We start from the raw sequence: 16441 nt of genomic DNA, 5'->3' as shown, positions 1-16441 counted from the left end.
TGTCAGGGGGGTTCGGGCGGTCGGCGTACTAGCCGACCGAACCCTCCATCTGGAGCTCGATCAGCCGGTTGAGCTCGAGGGCGTACTCCATCGGGAGCTCCTTCGCGATCGGCTCGACGAAGCCGCGCACGATCATCGCCATCGCCTCGAACTCGGTCATGCCGCGGCTCATCAGGTAGAAGAGCTGATCCTCGGAGACCTTGGAGACGGTCGCCTCGTGACCCATCGACACGTCGTCCTCACGGACGTCGACGTACGGGTACGTGTCGGAGCGCGAGATCGTGTCGACCAGCAGCGCGTCGCAGAGCACGTTGGACTTCGCGCCCGGTGCGCCCTCGCCGATCTCGATCAGACCGCGGTAGGAGGTGCGGCCGCCGCCTCGTGCCACCGACTTGGAGACGATGTTGGACGAGGTGTTCGGAGCCATGTGGACCATCTTGGCGCCGGCGTCCTGGTGCTGGCCCTCGCCCGCGAAGGCGATGGACAGGGTCTCGCCCTTGGCGTGCTCGCCCATCAGGTAGACGGCCGGGTACTTCATGGTGACCTTGGAGCCGATGTTGCCGTCGACCCACTCCATCGTCGCGCCCTCGTAGGCGACGGCGCGCTTGGTCACCAGGTTGTAGACGTTGTTCGACCAGTTCTGGATCGTCGTGTAGCGGCAGCGGCCGCCCTTCTTCACGATGATCTCGACGACCGCGGAGTGCAGGGAGTCCGAGGAGTAGATCGGCGCGGTACAGCCCTCGACGTAGTGGACGTAGGCGTCCTCGTCGACGATGATCAGCGTCCGCTCGAACTGGCCCATGTTCTCCGTGTTGATACGGAAGTAGGCCTGGAGCGGGATCTCCACGTGCACGCCCTTCGGCACGTAGATGAACGAGCCACCGGACCACACGGCCGAGTTCAGCGAGGCGAACTTGTTGTCACCGACGGGGATGACGGTGCCGAAGTACTCCTTGAAGAGCTCCGGGTGCTCCTTCAGCGCGGTGTCGGTGTCCATGAAGATGACACCCTGCGCCTCCAGCTCCTCGTTGATCTGGTGGTAGACGACCTCGGACTCGTACTGCGCGGCGACACCGGCGACGAGGCGCTGCTTCTCCGCCTCGGGGATGCCGAGCTTGTCGTACGTGTTCTTGATGTCCTCGGGCAGGTCCTCCCAGGACTCCGCCTGCTTCTCCGTCGACCGCACGAAGTACTTGATGTTGTCGAAGTCGATGCCCGACAGGTCCGAGCCCCAGTTCGGCATGGGCTTCTTGCCGAAGAGCTTGAGGCCCTTGAGCCGCAGCTTCAGCATCCACTCGGGCTCGTTCTTCTTGTCCGAGATGTCGCGGACCACGGCCTCGGAGAGGCCGCGCTTGGCCGCTGCGCCTGCCGCGTCGGAGTCGGCCCAGCCGAATTCGTACGTGCCCAGGCCATCGAGCTCAGGGTGGGCAGTCTCCGTAGGGAGCGTCATGCGGGGTTCCTCCCGGACTTGCTGGTGGATGCTGAATCAGTGGTCTGTGGGGTGGGGTGGCCGCTGCGCGGAATGTACGTCGTACACACCCCGTCGCCGTGGGCGATGGTGGCCAGACGCTGCACATGGGTCCCCAGGAGGCTGGAGAAGATCTCCGTCTCCGCCTCGCACAGCTGCGGGTACTGCTCGGCGACATGCGCGACCGGACAGTGGTGCTGACACAACTGCTCGCCCTGCTGCGGGCCCGGCGCGCTGCGCGCCGTAGCAGCGTACCCGTCGGCGGACAAGGCCTTGGCCAGCGCCTCCGTACGGGATTCGGGCCCCGCGGCGTCGATCGCCGCTCGGTAGGCCGCCGACTGATCGGCGACCCTGGCCCGGGCGAACGCCATGACGGCTTCGTCGCCCGAGGTCTCGGCGATCCAGCGCAGGGCGTCCGCGGCAAGCTTGTCGTACGACTGGTCGAAGGCGTCCCGGCCGCAGTCGGTCAGGGCGAACACCTTGGCCGGACGGCCGCGGGTCCGTGCCCCGTACACCCGCTGCTCGCGGGCCTCGACGACATCGTCGGTGACGAGGGCGTCGAGGTGGCGGCGGACGGCGGCCTGGGTGAGGCCCAGGCGCTTCGCCAGGTCCGCGACGGTGGACGGCCCGTGGTCCAGGATGGAGCGCGCGACCCGGTTGCGCGTCGAGCGCTCACCGGTCGCGAGTTCCTCCTGCGGAGTCTCGCCCACGTATTTCACAACGCCATTGTTGCGTAATTCCTCCGGCCCTGACAACCACGGTCCGGAACGATCACGGGTGGAATCCATCACTTAGGGTCACCTAATCAAGCCCCCGGACCGGGTCCCCGCAGGCGGCTGCCTAGACTTGCCCACCATGACAAGCGAGCCCGTCGTCCACATCACCTCGCTGGTGAAGCGGTACGGAAACAAGACCGCGGTGGACGGCCTCGACCTGGACGTCCGGGCCGGCGCGGTCACCGCGGTCCTCGGCCCCAACGGTGCGGGCAAGACCACCACGATCGAGACCTGCGAGGGATACCGCCGCCCCGATGACGGGACGGTCCGGGTCCTCGGCCTCGACCCCGTCGCCGACGCGGCGCGGCTGCGCCCCCGGATCGGCGTGATGCTCCAGTCGGGTGGCGTCTACTCCGGCGCGCGCGCCGACGAGATGCTGCGCCACATGGCGAAACTGCACGCCCACCCGCTGGACGTGGACGCCCTCATCGAGCGTCTGGGCCTGGCCGGCTGCGGCCGCACGAGCTACCGGCGGCTCTCCGGCGGCCAGCAGCAGCGGCTCGCCCTGGCGATGGCCGTCGTGGGCCGCCCGGAACTGGTCTTCCTGGACGAGCCGACGGCGGGCCTCGACCCGCAGGCCCGCCGCTCCACCTGGGACCTCGTACGGGAGCTGCGCGCCGACGGCGTGTCCGTCGTGCTGACCACGCACTTCATGGACGAGGCCGAGGAACTCGCCGACGACGTCGCCATCATCGACGCCGGCCGCCTCATCGCCCGGGGCAGCCCCGAGACGCTGTGCCGCGGTGGCGCCGAGAACACCCTGCGCTTCACCGGCCGTCCGGGGCTCGACCTCGGCTCCCTGCTGAAGGCGCTGCCCGACGGCACGGAGGCGGCCGAACTCGTCACCGGCGCGTACCGCATCACCGGCGACATCGACCCGCAACTGCTGGCGACCGTCACCTCCTGGTGCGCGCAGCACGGCGTGATGCCCCAGGGCATCTCCGTCGAGCGCCACACCCTGGAGGACGTCTTCCTCGAACTGACCGGCAAGGAGCTGCGCGCATGAGCGCCGGTACGTACGCCCCCCGGCCGGGGGCCGCCCCGCTGGGCCGCATGATCGCCGCGCAGACCGCGCTGGAGACCCGGATGCTGCTGCGCAACGGCGAGCAGCTGCTGCTGACGGTGATCATCCCGACGCTGCTGCTCGTGCTGTTCAGCGCGGTCGAAATCGTGGACACCGGCTCGGGCGAGTCGGTCGACTTCCTGACGCCCGGCATCCTCGCTCTCGCCGTGATGTCCACGGCCTTCACCGGCCAGGCCATCGCCACCGGGTTCGAGCGGCGCTACGGCGTGCTGAAGCGGCTCGCGGCCTCGCCGCTCCCCCGCTGGGCGCTGATGACCGCCAAGACCCTCGCGGTCCTGGTCACGGAGGTGCTCCAGGTCGTGCTGCTGACGGTGATCGCCTTCGCGCTGGGGTGGTCGCCGCAGGGCAACCCGTTCGCCGTGCTGCTGCTCCTGGTCCTCGGCACCGCCGCCTTCTCGGGGCTCGGTCTGCTGATGGCCGGGACACTGAAGGCTGAGGCGACGCTGGCCGCCGCCAACCTGGTCTTCCTGCTGCTGCTGGTCGGCGGCGGGGTCATCGTGCCGCTGGAGAAGTTCCCGGACGCCGTGCAGTCGGTGCTGGGGCTGCTGCCGATCGCCGCTCTGTCGGACGGCCTCAGGGACGTGTTGCAGCACGGCGCCGCCATGCCGTGGGGCGACCTGGGCATCCTCGCCATCTGGTCGGTGCTGGGGCTGGGCGCTGCGGCGAGGTTCTTCCGCTGGGAGTGAGCCCGCGGATGCGTTGCGTCGCCCTTTCGCGTAACTCGTCCCCCTCGTGAAAGCTTGCACAAGCGGCCGCCTACGATGGTGCGCGTGCCCAAGCTGACCCGAGCCGATGTCGCTCAAGCCGTGCGGAACCCGCTCCTCTTCATCGCCGAGCGCTGGACGCCGTCCCCCCGGACCGTCCGCCGGGCCGCGATGTCGGCCGTCGTCATGGCCGTCCTGATCGTCGTCACCGGCGGAGCCGTACGACTGACCGGCTCCGGTCTCGGCTGCCCGACCTGGCCCAAGTGCACCGACGACAGCCTGACGACGACGAGCGAGATGGGCTTCCACGGCGTCATCGAGTTCGGCAACCGGATGCTCACCTACGTCCTGTGCGCGGCGGTCGGGTGGGCGATCATCGCCGCCCGGTCCGCCAAGCCCTGGCGGCGCGGCGTGACCCGGCTCGGCTGGGCGCAGTTCTGGGTGGTCATGGGCAACGCGGTGCTCGGCGGCGTCGTGGTGCTGGTCGGCCTCAACCCGTACACCGTCGCGGCCCACTTCCTGCTCTCCACCGCGCTGCTCACGATCGCCCTGGTGACGTGGCAGCGCGTCCGGGAGGGCGACGCGGCACCGCGCCCCCTGGTGGGCAAGGCCGTCTCGCAGCTCACCTGGCTGCTGGCGGTCGCGGCGGGGCTGCTGATCGCGGTCGGCACGGTGGTCACGGGGGCCGGGCGGCACGCCGGTGACTCCAGCGACGTCCACCGCATCCCGATCGACTGGAAGATGATCGCCCAGCTGCACGCCGACCTGGCGTGGGTCGTGGTGGCGCTGACCGTCGCGCTCTGGTTCGTCCTGAAGGCCGTCGACGCGCCCGTGGGCCCGCTGCACCGCGCCCGGGACCTCTTCCTGATCCTGATGGCGCAGGGCCTGATCGGGTATGTGCAGTATTTCAACGACACCCCCGAGATCCTGGTCGGCCTGCACATGTTCGGCTCGTGCCTGGTCTGGATCGGCGTGGTCCGCGTCCTGCTGTCGCAGCGTGAGCGGCCGGTGGACGCCGCCCCGGTTCCCGGCCCCGCGGCCGAGCGGCCGGAAGCCGCCCCGGCCCTCTGAGGCCCTCCGGGACCGCACACCTCGCTCCGCACACAGGGGCTCCCCCGCACGGCGAGTACGCCGTTCCGCGGGAGAGCCCCTGTCGCGTCGCCGGCCCTTCCTCAGGCCTTGTTCTTCCTCGGGCCTTGTTCTTCCTCGGGCCCGGTTCGTTCCTCAGGCCTTGTTCGCCGGGCCGCCGATCTGGATGCCGGCCATCCGGGTCCACTCGTACGGCCCCGTGTGGACCTTCGCCGCGAACTCGCCGTCGAAGGACTCGTGCATCGTGATCCCGGACTTCTGCGCGGCGCTCTCGGCCACCGCGTACGACGGGGCGACCAGATCGCCCCAGCCGCCGTCCTCGCCGACGAGGACGATGCGGGTGCCCATCTGCCCGATGTAGGCGAGCTGTCCCTCCGCACCGCCGTGCGCCTTCGCGAAGGCACCGATCTGCTTGGCCAGCCTGGCCGCCCTGCGCTCCGCGCGCGCCGCCTGCTTGCCGTCCACCTGCTGGGTCTCAGCCGTCTCTGCCATGCACAGGATGCTACCGATGGGTAGGTCAACGTGCGACGGGCGGGGAGCGTGGCGTGGGCCACGGTCCCCGCCCGTCGGGCAGGTCGTACGAGCGAGGGTGCTACCTCAGGAAGGGGTCCACCGCCACGGCGACGAACAGCAGGGACACATAGGTGATCGACCAGTGGAACAGCCGCATCTCCTTGAGCTTCCCGCCGGTCACGCCGGACTTGGCCCGGCTCAGCAGGCCGTGCGCCTCCCAGAGCCAGAAGCCGCCGGTCAGCACCGCCACCACCGTGTAGAACCAGCCGGTGTAGCCCAGCGGGGTCAGCAGCAGCGAGACGGCCACCATCACCCAGCTGTAGAGGACGATCTGGCGGGCCACCACCCGGTTGGACGCGATGACCGGGAGCATGGGAACGCCGACCCGGGCGTAGTCGTCCTTCACCTTCATCGAGAGCGGCCAGTAGTGCGGCGGCGTCCAGAAGAAGATGACGGCGAAGAGGATCACCGCGGCCCACGACATCGAGTTCGTCACGGCCGACCAGCCGATGAGCACCGGCATGCAGCCCGCGATACCGCCCCAGACGATGTTCTGCGAGGTACGGCGCTTCAGGATCATCGTGTACACGACGACGTAGAAGAGCAGGGCGCCGAGCGACAGGGCCGCCGACAGCCAGTTCACCAGCAGGCCGAACCAGACCGTCGAGATCACCGCGAGGGCGATGCCGAAGGCCAGGCACTCGCGCGGGCTCACCATGCCGGTGACCAGCGGGCGCTGCGACGTACGGTCCATCAACGCGTCGATGTCGCGGTCGATGTACATATTCAGAGCATTGGCACCGCCGGCGGACAGGTATCCGCCGACCGTGGTCGTGAGCACGAGCCACAGGTCGGGTACACCCTGAGCGGCCAGGAACATCACCGGAACAGTGGTGATCAGCAACAGCTCGATGATCCGAGGCTTGGTCAGCGCCACGAATGCCTTGACACGGGCCCCGAACGGGCGATGGCCCCCCGGGCTCGGAGTCAAGGCGACCCCTGCGGGTCGGGACTCGACGGCCGTCACGCACACCCCTGACAGAGAAATCCCAGCAAGCTCCGGGCGTGAAGGCCCAGTAAAGACTTGCGCGAACCAGACCACTGTAGACGTTGGGGACAGGCCGCCCTTCGCGGGGGTGGGGTCGTGTTGATGTGGCGTGGGCCGTTGCCGCCGCACACGTGCGAACGCCCGCACGCGCCCCCGCGGAACACCGGGCCACCCGGCGCACGCACCGCTCGCACAGGTGTGCTCCAGGACACGCGCCGGAGGCCTCTCAGAAGTGGGGGCCGACGCTCGTCGGAGGCCTCAGGAGTGAGCCCGCACGCTCATCGGAGTGGGCCCATCGGTGAGCCTCCGCGCTCATACGGGAGGCGGATTCCGCGGGCCGCCCGCACCCTGGTAGGAGCCGGAAATCGCGGGTACGGACGGGGGTAGGCTCGACAACGTCCGGTGCGGTCACAGTCACCGGTTTACGACAGTGGAGAGGAGCCCTGACTCAGGGTGAGCACCAAGCCGACCACCACAGACCTCCAGTGGACCGAATTGGACCAGCGGGCCGTGGACACCGTCCGCGTCCTGGCCGCGGACGCCGTACAGAAGGTCGGAAACGGCCACCCGGGTACGGCCATGAGCCTGGCTCCCGCCGCGTACACCATCTTCCAGAAGGTGATGCGGCACGACCCCGCGGACGCGGAGTGGACCGGCCGCGACCGGTTCGTACTCTCGGCGGGCCACACCAGCCTGACCCTCTACATCCAGCTCTACCTGGCCGGGTACGGCCTGGAGCTCGATGACCTGAAGGCCTTCCGCACCTGGGGCTCCAAGACCCCGGGGCACCCGGAGTACGGCCACACCACCGGGGTGGAGACGACGACCGGCCCGCTGGGCCAGGGTGTCGCCAACGCTGTGGGCATGGCCATGGCCGCCCGCTACGAGCGCGGCCTGTTCGACCCGGAGGCGGCCCCCGGCACCTCCCCCTTCGACCACATGGTCTGGGCCATCGCCGGCGACGGCTGCCTCCAGGAGGGCATCTCCGCGGAGGCGTCCTCGCTGGCCGGGCACCAGAAGCTGGGCAACCTGGTCCTGCTGTGGGACGACAACCACATCTCCATCGAGGGCGACACGGAGACCGCGGTCTCCGAGGACACCCTGAAGCGCTACGAGGCGTACGGCTGGCACGTCCAGCGCGTCGACCAGCTGCCCAGCGGCGACCTGGACCCGGCGGGTCTGTACGAGGCGCTGCTGGCCGCCAAGGCCGAGACCGAGCGCCCGTCGTTCATCGCGGCCCGCTCGATCATCGCCTGGCCCGCGCCGCACGCCCAGAACACCGAGGCCTCGCACGGCTCCGCGCTCGGCGACGACGAGGTCGCCGCGACCAAGCGCGTGCTGGGCTTCGACCCGGAGAAGTCGTTCGAGGTCGCCGACGAGGTCATCGCGCACACCCGTCAGGCACTGGACCGCGGCCGCGAGGCCAAGGCCGAGTGGGAGAAGGGCTTCGCCGCCTGGCGCACCGCCAACCCGGAGCGCGCCGCCGAGTTCGACCGGATCTCCGCGGGCGAGCTGCCCAAGGGCTGGGAGGACAAGCTCCCGGTCTTCGAGCCCGGCAAGGGTGTCGCCACCCGTGCCGCCTCCGGCAAGGTGCTCCAGGCGCTCGGTGAGATCGTCCCCGAGCTGTGGGGCGGCTCCGCCGACCTCGCGGGCTCGAACAACACGACGATCGACAAGACGTCGTCGTTCCTCCCGGCCGGCAACCCGCTCCCCGGCGCGGACCCGTACGGCCGCACCATCCACTTCGGCATCCGCGAGCACGCCATGGCCGCGGCCATGAACGGCATCGCGCTGCACGGCAACACGCGCATCTACGGCGGCACCTTCCTGGTGTTCTCCGACTACATGCGCAACGCCGTGCGCCTGTCCGCGCTGATGCACCTGCCGGTGACGTACGTGTGGACGCACGACTCGATCGGTCTCGGCGAGGACGGCCCGACCCACCAGCCGGTGGAGCACATCGCCTCGCTGCGCGCCATCCCGGGCCTGAACGTGGTCCGCCCGGCCGACGCCAACGAGACGTCCATCGCCTGGCGCGAGATCCTGCGCCGCTACACCAAGGTGTTCGGCAAGGGCGCTCCGCACGGCCTGGCGCTGACCCGGCAGGGCGTGCCGACGTACGAGGCGAACGAGGACGCGGCCAAGGGCGGCTACGTGCTCTTCGACGCGGAGGGCGGAGAGGCCCAGGTCCTGCTGATCGGCACCGGCTCCGAGGTCCACCTCGCCGTCGAGGCGCGCGAGGAGCTCCAGGCCGCCGGCATTCCGACCCGTGTGGTGTCGATGCCGTGTGTCGAGTGGTTCGAGGAGCAGGACCAGGCGTACAAGGACAGCGTCCTGCCGTCGTCCGTGAAGGCCCGCGTCGCCGTCGAGGCGGGCATCGGCCTGACCTGGTACCGGTACGTCGGGGACGCCGGCCGGATCGTCTCGCTGGAGCACTTCGGTGCCTCGGCCGACGCGAAGGTCCTCTTCCGCGAGTTCGGCTTCACCGGCGAGGCCGTCGCGGCCGCCACCCGGGAATCTCTCGCCGCCGCCACGCGCTGACGCCGTTATACGACTAGTAGGAGATGTAATTCTCATGACAGACGCACTCAAGCGCCTCTCCGACGAGGGCGTGGCGATCTGGCTCGACGATCTCTCGCGCAAGCGGATCACCTCGGGCAACCTCGCCGAGCTGATCGACCAGAGCCACGTCGTGGGTGTCACGACCAACCCGTCGATCTTCCAGAAGGCGATCTCCTCGGGTGACGGTTACGAGCAGCAGCTCACCGACCTCGCGGCCCGCAAGGTGACCGTCGAGGAAGCCATCCGCATGATCACGACGGCCGACGTCCGTGACGCCGCCGACATCCTGCGTCCCGTCTTCGACGCGACGGACGGACAGGACGGCCGGGTCTCCATCGAGGTCGACCCGCGCCTCGCGCACAACACCCTGGCGACGGTCGCCGAGGCCAAGCAGCTCGCGTGGCTGGTCGACCGGCCGAACACGCTCATCAAGATCCCGGCGACGAAGGCCGGTCTGCCGGCGATCACCGAGACCATCGGCCGGGGCATCAGCGTCAACGTCACGCTGATCTTCTCGCTGGAGCGCTACCGCGAGGTCATGGACGCCTACCTGGCGGGCCTGGAGAAGGCGAAGGCCGCCGGCCTGGACCTCTCCAAGATCCACTCGGTGGCGTCGTTCTTCGTGTCCCGCGTGGACACCGAGATCGACAAGCGGCTCGACGCGGTCGGCAGCGACGAGGCCAAGGCCGCGAAGGGCAAGTCCGCGCTCGCCAACGCGCGCCTGGCCTACGAGGCGTACGAGGAGGTCTTCGCCGGTGAGCGCTGGGCCGCCCTCGACAAGGCGCACGCGAACAAGCAGCGCCCGCTGTGGGCCTCCACCGGCGTGAAGGACCCGTCCCTCAAGGACACCCTGTACGTCGTCGACCTCGTCGCACCGAACACGGTCAACACCATGCCGGAGGCGACTCTGGACGCGGTGGCCGACCACGGCGAGATCAGCGGCAACACCGTCGCCGGTTCCTACGACCAGGGCCGCGCCGACCTCGAAGCGATCAAGAAGCTCGGGGTCAGCTACGACGCCGTCGTCCAGCTGCTCGAGGACGAGGGCGTCGAGAAGTTCGAATCCGCCTGGAACGACCTGCTCAACTCGACAGAGGCAGAGCTCAAGCGCCTCGCCCCTTCGGAGGGCTGACCACTTTGTCTGGTGTTCCCGGAGCCAACCCGCTCCGTGACGCCCAGGACCGACGGCTCCCGCGTATCGCGGGGCCGTCGGGCCTGGTCATCTTTGGCGTCACGGGCGATTTGTCCCGTAAAAAGCTGATGCCCGCCGTCTACGACCTGGCCAATCGCGGCCTGCTGCCGCCGGGCTTCTCGCTCATCGGTTTCGCGCGCCGCGACTGGGAGGACGAGGACTTCGCCCAGGTCGTCCATGACGCCGTCAAGGAGCATTCCCGTACGCCCTTCCGCGAAGAGGTCTGGCAGCAGCTCAGCCAGGGCATGCGCTTCGTGCAGGGCAACTTCGACGACGACGTGGCCTTCGAGACCCTCAGGGCCACGATCGAGGAGCTCGACAAGGCGCAGGGGACGGGCGGCAACTTCGCCTTCTACCTCTCCGTGCCGCCGAAGTTCTTCCCCAAGGTCGTCCAGCAGCTCAAGAAGCACGGTCTGGCCGACCAGAAGGAGGGCTCCTGGCGGCGTGCCGTCATCGAGAAGCCCTTCGGCCACGACCTGAAGAGCGCGCAGGAGCTCAACCAGCTCGTGCACGACGTCTTCCCGCCGAACGAGGTCTTCCGGATCGACCACTACCTCGGCAAGGAGACGGTCCAGAACATCCTGGCGCTGCGCTTCGCCAACACGATGTGGGAACCGATCTGGAACAGGTCGTACGTCGACCACATCCAGATCACGATGGCCGAGGACATCGGCATCGGCGGCCGGGCCGGCTACTACGACGGCATCGGCGCGGCCCGCGACGTGATCCAGAACCACCTGCTCCAGCTCCTGGCGCTGACCGCGATGGAGGAGCCGGGCTCCTTCCACCCCAAGGCCCTGGTCGCCGAGAAGCTCAAGGTGCTCACGGCCGTGGAGCTGCCGGAGGACCTCGGCAAGCACACCGTGCGCGGCCAGTACACGCACGCGTGGCAGGGCGGCCAGGAGGTGCCCGGCTACCTGGAGGAAGACGGAATCGACCCCAAGTCGACGACCGACACCTTCGCCGCGGTGAAACTGACGATCAACAACCGCCGCTGGGCGGGTGTGCCGTTCTACCTCCGTACCGGAAAGCGGCTAGGCCGCCGGGTCACGGAGATCGCGGTCGTCTTCAAGCGCGCCCCGTACCTGCCCTTCGAGTCCGGTGCGACGGAGGAGCTCGGCGGCAACGCCCTGGTCATCCGGGTGCAGCCGGACGAGGGCGTGACGGTGAGGTTCGGTTCCAAGGTGCCCGGCACCTCGATGGAGGTGCGGGACGTCACGATGGACTTCGCCTACGGCGAGTCCTTCACGGAGTCCAGCCCCGAGGCGTACGAGCGGCTCATCCTCGATGTCCTGCTCGGTGACGCCAACCTCTTCCCGCGCCACCAGGAGGTCGAACTCTCCTGGAACATCCTCGACCCGATCGAGGAGCACTGGGACAAGCACGGCAAGCCCGCCCAGTACCCGGCCGGCACCTGGGGTCCGGCCGAGGCGGACGAGATGCTCGCACGCGACGGACGGAGCTGGCGCCGGCCATGAAGATCGATCTCACGGAAACCACGTCCAGCAAGATCAACCAGGCCATGATCTCGGCCCGGCGCGCAGTCGGCGCCCCGGCCATCGGCATGGTGCTCACCCTCGTCATCGTCACCGACGAGGAGAACGCCTACGACGCGCTCAAGGCCGCGAGCGATTCCTCGCGCGAGCACCCCTCGCGCATCATCGCCGTGATCAAGCGGGTCAGCCGTTCGCCGCGCGCCCGCCGCGACGCGCGGCTCGACGCCGAGGTGCGGGTCGGTTCCGACTCGGGCTCCGGCGAGACCGTCGTGCTGCGCCTGCACGGCGAGCTGGCCAACCACGCCCAGTCCGTCGTCCTGCCGCTGCTGCTGCCGGACGCCCCGGTGGTGCTGTGGTGGCCCCAGGACGCTCCGGCGGACCCGGCGAAGGACGCGCTGGGCGCCCTCGCCCAGCGGCGCATCACCGACACCTACTCGGCCGAGCAGCCGCTCGACGAGCTGGCGGTCCGTGCGGCGACGTACCGGCCGGGTGACACGGACCTCGCCTGGACCCGCATCACGCCCTGGCGCTCGATGCTGGCGGCGGCGCTCGACCAGCAGCCGGCGGAGGTCCTCTCCGCCACGGTCGAGGGCGAGTCCGACAACCCGAGCTGTGAACTGCTGGCCATGTGGCTCGCGGACCGGCTCCAGGTGCCGGTGGAGCGCACGACGTCCGGCGGCCCGGGTCTGACGGCCGTCCGGATGACGACGAAGAACGGCGACATCGTCCTGGACCGGGCCGACGGCTCGCTCGCCACGCTCTGCATGGTGGGCCAGCCGGACCGTGCGGTGGCGCTGAAGCGCCGGGAGACGGCGGAACTCCTCGCGGAGGAGCTGCGGCGTCTGGACCCGGACAACATCTACGAGTCCACCGTGAAGTTCGGGGTGGAGCGCCTCGAGAAGGTGGCGGAGCCCGTGGCCGCGAAGAAGGCGGCCCCGTCGTCCGAAGCACCCGCCGCAGCCAAGAAGGCCGCACCGGCGAAGAAGGCGGCGTCGAAGTGAGCGTCGTCCCGCAGCTCGTCGTGCACCGCGACAAGGAGCTGATGGCGCAGGCCGCGGCGGCCCGGCTGATCACGAAGGTCGTGGACGCCCAGGCCGCACGCGGGTACGCCTCGGTGGTGCTCACCGGCGGCCGCAACGGCAACGGCCTGCTGGCCGCACTCGCCGACGCGCCCGCCCGGGACGCGATCGACTGGTCGCGGCTCGACCTGTGGTGGGGCGACGAGCGGTTCCTGCCGGAGGGCGATCCGGAGCGCAATGTCACGCAGGCCCGCAAGGCCCTGCTGGACTCGGTGCCGCTGGACCCGGCCCGGGTGCACGCGATGCCCGCGTCGGACGGGCCGCACGGCCAGGACGCCGATGCGGCGGCGGCCGCGTACGCCGCCGAACTGGCCGCCGCGGCCGGTCCCGAGGACCACGGTCCGGTGCCGGTGTTCGACGTGCTGATGCTGGGCGTGGGTCCGGACACCCATGTCGCCTCGCTCTTCCCCGAGTCGCCCGCGGTGCGGGAGACCGGGCGCACCGTCGTCGGTGTGCACGGGGCGCCCAAGCCGCCACCCGTCCGCGTCTCGCTCACGCTGCCCGCCATCCGGGCGGCGCGCGAGGTGTGGCTGCTCGCGGCGGGCGAGGACAAGGCGGAGGCCGCGGCCATCGCCCTGTCGGGGGCCGGGGAGATCCAGGCCCCCGCGGCGGGTGCGTACGGTCGCAGCCGCACGCTGTGGCTGCTGGACGCGGCGGCGGCCTCGCGGCTGCCGCGCGCCCTGTACCCGCCGGCCTCCGCCTGAGCGTCGTGACCGAACGGCCCGGTCCGCCCCCGAGGGTGTGCCGGGCCGTTCGCGTGCCCGCGCCGACGAGCCGTCAGCTGCCCGGACGCCGCGTGCCCGGCCGCCGCCTCGGTCGCGGTGGCACAGTCGGGCCGACGCGCCGTCGTCGGGTCGAGGGCGTTGCGTACGAGCCGCAGGTCGACCGGGTCGTAGGGGCTGCCCATGTGGCCCGTCCGGTCCTGCGGGCAGTTGTTTTGGACGGTGATGATGGTGACCTGGTCGGCGGGGGTGCGGGGCGGAGGTACTGCCGTGCGTAGGGGGGCACGATCCTGTCCCGCCGGGTGACCACCGTGGTGTACCGCACGCCCGGCACGGTGTCACCGCCCGCGTCGAGCCGGGTGTCGACGGCCGAGCCGTCGTCCGGTCGGGCGGCGGGAGCGAGACCGTGCAGCCGCTGCGCGAGGGTGGCCGGTACCGCGACGGTGCTGCCGGGGTCGGCCGGGGCGATGCCGATCAGGTGGCGGACCTTGTTGCGGGCCGGGTCTTCGGCATCGGCGCCGCCGGGCACCCCGTGCCGTTGCCCCGGGACGCCCCTCCGCCGGCCGGCGTCGCCGCCTTCGGCGCGACCACCCTGGCGGCCCCCTGATCCCGGGCGGGCCGGCCGGAAGAACCGTGTCCGCCCGGTGTACGGCTCACTTCGGCTCGACGAACGGCGCCAGCAGGCCCGGCACGGCCTCCGCCGCGAAGGCGAGCCCCTCGGACGCGTCCGCGTCGTACACCGTGTAGGCGCCCGCTCCCGCGGCCGTCGTCGCGGTGATGTTCAGTACCCCGGCCCGTCGCTGGAAGTACGACTGCCGCACCGTCCAGCCGATCACCCCGGCCCGCTCCAGCGCGGCGGTGGAGCGCCGCAGGGTGCCCGAGCGGGTCACCAGGTAGCCGCCGCTGAGTGCGTGACCGAGACCGCGGTACGCGTCACGGGCCAGGAGCGCCCCGACGGGCAGCCCGACGACCGCGCAGCCGAGCGCCGTCCAGAGCAGGACGGGCGTCAGCAGGGCGCCGAGCAGGGCCTGCACCAGGACGGGCCCCAGGACCGCCCCGTAGGCCCGGCGCAGTCGCCGGCCGCGTGCGGCGGCCGGGTGCGGGGTCAGTGCGACACCGGTCGGGGACACCGTCTCGCGCAGCACGGCGGCGGCGGTCTCGTCGGCGACCGGCCGGGGCGCGGCGGGCAGCAGGGTGTTGTGGTCGCCGCGCTGTTCCTCGTCGTCCCCGGCCAGTCCGGTGGTGATGGCGTCGACCCGGGCGGCGCCCAGCAGCCGGACGCCGAGCGGCTCGACGAGGTCGACACCGCGCAGCCGCCGCTCCTCGATGGAGACGGACCGGGAGGTGAGCAGGCCGCGCCGGATGCGCAGGGTGCCGCCCGGTTCGCGTTCGAGGCGGTAGTTCCACCACATCTCGGCCCAGAGGCCCAGTGCGCCGACGACGCCCGCGAGCGTCGCGGCGAGGGCGAGGAGCACGATCACGGACGGCAGGGAGAAGTCCCGCAACCGCTCACCGACCCACTCGATCACCCGGCCCTGCGCCCCGAACCAGTCGCTGACCTGCAGCACGGCCCCGGCCGCGGCGCCACCGAGGGCGGGCGCGACGAACGAGACCGGTGCGTAGCGGATCCAGCGCGGGTCGAGCGTGACGAGTTCGCCCTCGCGGTGGCTGCCGCCGGACGCCTCGGTGCCGGTCCGCTCCAGGAGTGCGCGGCGCAGCCGTTCACCCTCGGCGCGCAGGACCGGGTCGAGTTCCAGGGTGGAGTCTTCTCCGGTGTGCTCGCCGGTGCCGATCCGGACGGTGACGAGGCCGAGGACGCGCTGGAGCAGGGGGGCGGTGAGGTCGACGCTGCGGATGCGTTCCCGGGCCAGGGAGCGCTTCCTGACGAGCAGGAGGCCTGTGTGGAGCTCCACCCGGTCGGCGCCGACGCGGTAGCGGGTGCGGCGCCAGCGTATGTAGTCGGCGCCCGCGCTGCCCGCGATCAGCAGGGCCGCGCCCGCCGCCACCCAGGCGACGGCGGCCGCGAAGCCGAACCGTCCGGAGAGCCCGAGCGTGGTCGGCACGGCGGCTCCGGCCGCCACGCCCGCCGTGACGAGGGCGGTGGCCAGGACCGTACGCCGGTCGAGGCGGCGCCATTCCACCGCGGTGGAACCGCCCCCACCGCTGTCCGCGGCGGTTCCCTCAGGGGCGGTGTCCGCCGTGGTCATGTGGCGTCACCGGGGGTGTCCTGGGTGATGCGGGTCAGCCGCTCGGCCAGCTCGGCCGCCAGTTCGTGGTCGAGGCCCTCGATCCGGACGGCACCCTTCGCCGACGCGGTGGTGACGGTGACGGTGGCGAGCCGGTAGAGCTGTTCGAGCGGGCCGCGCACGGTGTCCACGGTCTGGATCCGGGACATCGGCGCGATCCGCCACTCCTGCCACAGCACCCCGGTCCGCACGTACACCGCCTCGTCCGTGACCTCCCAGCGGTGGGTACGGAACCACCAGAGGGGGACGAGGACGGCGCAGCCGATGCCGAGCACCGCGAGCACCGCGGCGGGCAGCAGCAGCCAGAAGCGGGCGGACGCGAGGAACGCGCCCAGTACCGCCAGAACCGTCACCGGCACGGCGGTCAGCAGCAGCCACCGCGCCCGCCACCAGCCGACGGCCCGCGGGGCCGGCGCATGGGCCGGCGCCCGCAGCCGTACCGCCCCCTCCCCCGTGGCCATG

The 16441-nt window shown here is 70.9% G+C and carries 15 protein-coding genes; 9 read left to right on the top strand and 6 right to left on the bottom strand.

The annotated features are described in order from the left end of the window. Nucleotides 1–28 precede the first annotated feature (28 nt). Together sufB and ACFYPA_RS25745 are read right to left on the bottom strand one after the other, a co-directional pair. Entirely contained in the window at nucleotides 29–1450 is a 1422-nt protein-coding gene (sufB, locus tag ACFYPA_RS25750) for a Fe-S cluster assembly protein SufB (RefSeq protein WP_123469251.1), read from the bottom strand. Beyond that, on the bottom strand, nucleotides 1447–2187 hold the full coding sequence (locus ACFYPA_RS25745) for a metalloregulator ArsR/SmtB family transcription factor (RefSeq protein WP_359083395.1): 741 nt from the start codon (nucleotides 2185–2187) through the stop codon (nucleotides 1447–1449). The genes sufB and ACFYPA_RS25745 overlap by 4 nt, the downstream gene beginning before the upstream one ends. A gap of 136 nt (nucleotides 2188–2323) precedes the next feature. Here ACFYPA_RS25745 and ACFYPA_RS25740 point away from each other — a divergent pair, with 136 nt between their 5' ends. The 3 genes from ACFYPA_RS25740 (at nucleotide 2324) to ACFYPA_RS25730 (ending at nucleotide 5103) form a co-directional block, all read left to right on the top strand. After that, nucleotides 2324–3250, top strand: coding sequence for an ABC transporter ATP-binding protein (locus ACFYPA_RS25740; RefSeq protein ID WP_359083393.1), 927 nt, complete (start codon nucleotides 2324–2326; stop codon nucleotides 3248–3250). Then, nucleotides 3247–4014 (top strand): ABC transporter permease, encoded by a 768-nt coding sequence (locus ACFYPA_RS25735; RefSeq protein WP_359083391.1) that lies wholly within the window; start codon nucleotides 3247–3249, stop codon nucleotides 4012–4014. The genes ACFYPA_RS25740 and ACFYPA_RS25735 overlap by 4 nt, the downstream gene beginning before the upstream one ends. 75 nt (nucleotides 4015–4089) lie before the next feature. Beyond that, complete coding sequence (locus ACFYPA_RS25730; protein WP_359083389.1) at nucleotides 4090–5103, top strand: COX15/CtaA family protein; 1014 nt, start codon at nucleotides 4090–4092, stop codon at nucleotides 5101–5103. Nucleotides 5104–5256: 153 nt separating this feature from the next. Here ACFYPA_RS25730 and ACFYPA_RS25725 read toward each other — a convergent pair whose 3' ends face one another. Continuing rightward, the gene (locus tag ACFYPA_RS25725; RefSeq protein WP_219570174.1) at nucleotides 5257–5613 is read right to left on the bottom strand and encodes a hypothetical protein; all 357 of its coding nucleotides are present in this window, start codon (nucleotides 5611–5613) and stop codon (nucleotides 5257–5259) included. Nucleotides 5614–5713: 100 nt separating this feature from the next. After that, nucleotides 5714–6667 carry a heme o synthase gene (locus ACFYPA_RS25720; protein ID WP_389134369.1) on the bottom strand — a complete coding sequence of 318 codons (954 nt, stop codon included), beginning with the start codon at nucleotides 6665–6667 and terminating at the stop codon, nucleotides 5714–5716. Nucleotides 6668–7135: 468 nt separating this feature from the next. Between ACFYPA_RS25720 and tkt the strand changes: the two genes are divergently transcribed. The 6 genes from tkt (at nucleotide 7136) to ACFYPA_RS25690 (ending at nucleotide 14340) form a co-directional block, all read left to right on the top strand. Continuing rightward, nucleotides 7136–9223 (top strand): transketolase, encoded by a 2088-nt coding sequence (gene tkt / locus ACFYPA_RS25715; RefSeq protein ID WP_389134367.1) that lies wholly within the window; start codon nucleotides 7136–7138, stop codon nucleotides 9221–9223. A gap of 34 nt (nucleotides 9224–9257) precedes the next feature. Further along, nucleotides 9258–10376 (top strand): transaldolase, encoded by a 1119-nt coding sequence (tal, locus tag ACFYPA_RS25710; protein WP_359083382.1) that lies wholly within the window; start codon nucleotides 9258–9260, stop codon nucleotides 10374–10376. 5 nt (nucleotides 10377–10381) lie between these two features. Beyond that, nucleotides 10382–11914 (top strand): glucose-6-phosphate dehydrogenase, encoded by a 1533-nt coding sequence (gene zwf, locus ACFYPA_RS25705; RefSeq protein WP_359083380.1) that lies wholly within the window; start codon nucleotides 10382–10384, stop codon nucleotides 11912–11914. Continuing rightward, nucleotides 11911–12933 carry a glucose-6-phosphate dehydrogenase assembly protein OpcA gene (opcA, locus tag ACFYPA_RS25700; RefSeq protein WP_359083378.1) on the top strand — a complete coding sequence of 341 codons (1023 nt, stop codon included), beginning with the start codon at nucleotides 11911–11913 and terminating at the stop codon, nucleotides 12931–12933. Before zwf ends, opcA begins: the two co-directional genes overlap by 4 nt. Continuing rightward, nucleotides 12930–13715: a 6-phosphogluconolactonase gene (gene pgl / locus ACFYPA_RS25695; RefSeq protein ID WP_359083376.1), complete on the top strand. Its 786-nt coding sequence runs from the start codon at nucleotides 12930–12932 to the stop codon at nucleotides 13713–13715. Before opcA ends, pgl begins: the two co-directional genes overlap by 4 nt. A 424-nt stretch (nucleotides 13716–14139) precedes the next feature. Continuing rightward, entirely contained in the window at nucleotides 14140–14340 is a 201-nt protein-coding gene (locus ACFYPA_RS25690; RefSeq protein ID WP_359350403.1) for a hypothetical protein, read from the top strand. Between the two features lie 46 nt (nucleotides 14341–14386). Here the strand turns inward: ACFYPA_RS25690 and ACFYPA_RS25685 are convergent, their stop codons facing one another. Then, entirely contained in the window at nucleotides 14387–15940 is a 1554-nt protein-coding gene (locus tag ACFYPA_RS25685; protein ID WP_389134362.1) for a PH domain-containing protein, read from the bottom strand. After that, nucleotides 15937–16440, bottom strand: coding sequence for a PH domain-containing protein (locus ACFYPA_RS25680; protein ID WP_359083373.1), 504 nt, complete (start codon nucleotides 16438–16440; stop codon nucleotides 15937–15939). Before ACFYPA_RS25680 ends, ACFYPA_RS25685 begins: the two co-directional genes overlap by 4 nt. Between the last annotated feature and the right edge of the window lies 1 nt (nucleotide 16441).

Source organism: Streptomyces sp. NPDC005775 (assembly GCF_042871565.1).
Taxonomy (GTDB): domain Bacteria; phylum Actinomycetota; class Actinomycetes; order Streptomycetales; family Streptomycetaceae; genus Streptomyces.
This window is presented reverse-complemented; position numbering and strand designations above follow the sequence as displayed.

Coding starts and splice junctions, on each gene's coding strand:
- sufB (WP_123469251.1), bottom strand. CDS start 1,450: ATGACGCTCCCTACGGAGACTGCCCACCCTGAGCTCGATGGCCTGGGC.
- ACFYPA_RS25740 (WP_359083393.1), top strand. CDS start 2,324: ATGACAAGCGAGCCCGTCGTCCACATCACCTCGCTGGTGAAGCGGTAC.
- ACFYPA_RS25735 (WP_359083391.1), top strand. CDS start 3,247: ATGAGCGCCGGTACGTACGCCCCCCGGCCGGGGGCCGCCCCGCTGGGC.
- ACFYPA_RS25730 (WP_359083389.1), top strand. CDS start 4,090: ATGGTGCGCGTGCCCAAGCTGACCCGAGCCGATGTCGCTCAAGCCGTG.
- ACFYPA_RS25725 (WP_219570174.1), bottom strand. CDS start 5,613: ATGGCAGAGACGGCTGAGACCCAGCAGGTGGACGGCAAGCAGGCGGCG.
- tal (WP_359083382.1), top strand. CDS start 9,258: ATGACAGACGCACTCAAGCGCCTCTCCGACGAGGGCGTGGCGATCTGG.
- opcA (WP_359083378.1), top strand. CDS start 11,911: ATGAAGATCGATCTCACGGAAACCACGTCCAGCAAGATCAACCAGGCC.
- ACFYPA_RS25685 (WP_389134362.1), bottom strand. CDS start 15,940: ATGACCACGGCGGACACCGCCCCTGAGGGAACCGCCGCGGACAGCGGT.
- ACFYPA_RS25680 (WP_359083373.1), bottom strand. CDS start 16,440: ATGGCCACGGGGGAGGGGGCGGTACGGCTGCGGGCGCCGGCCCATGCG.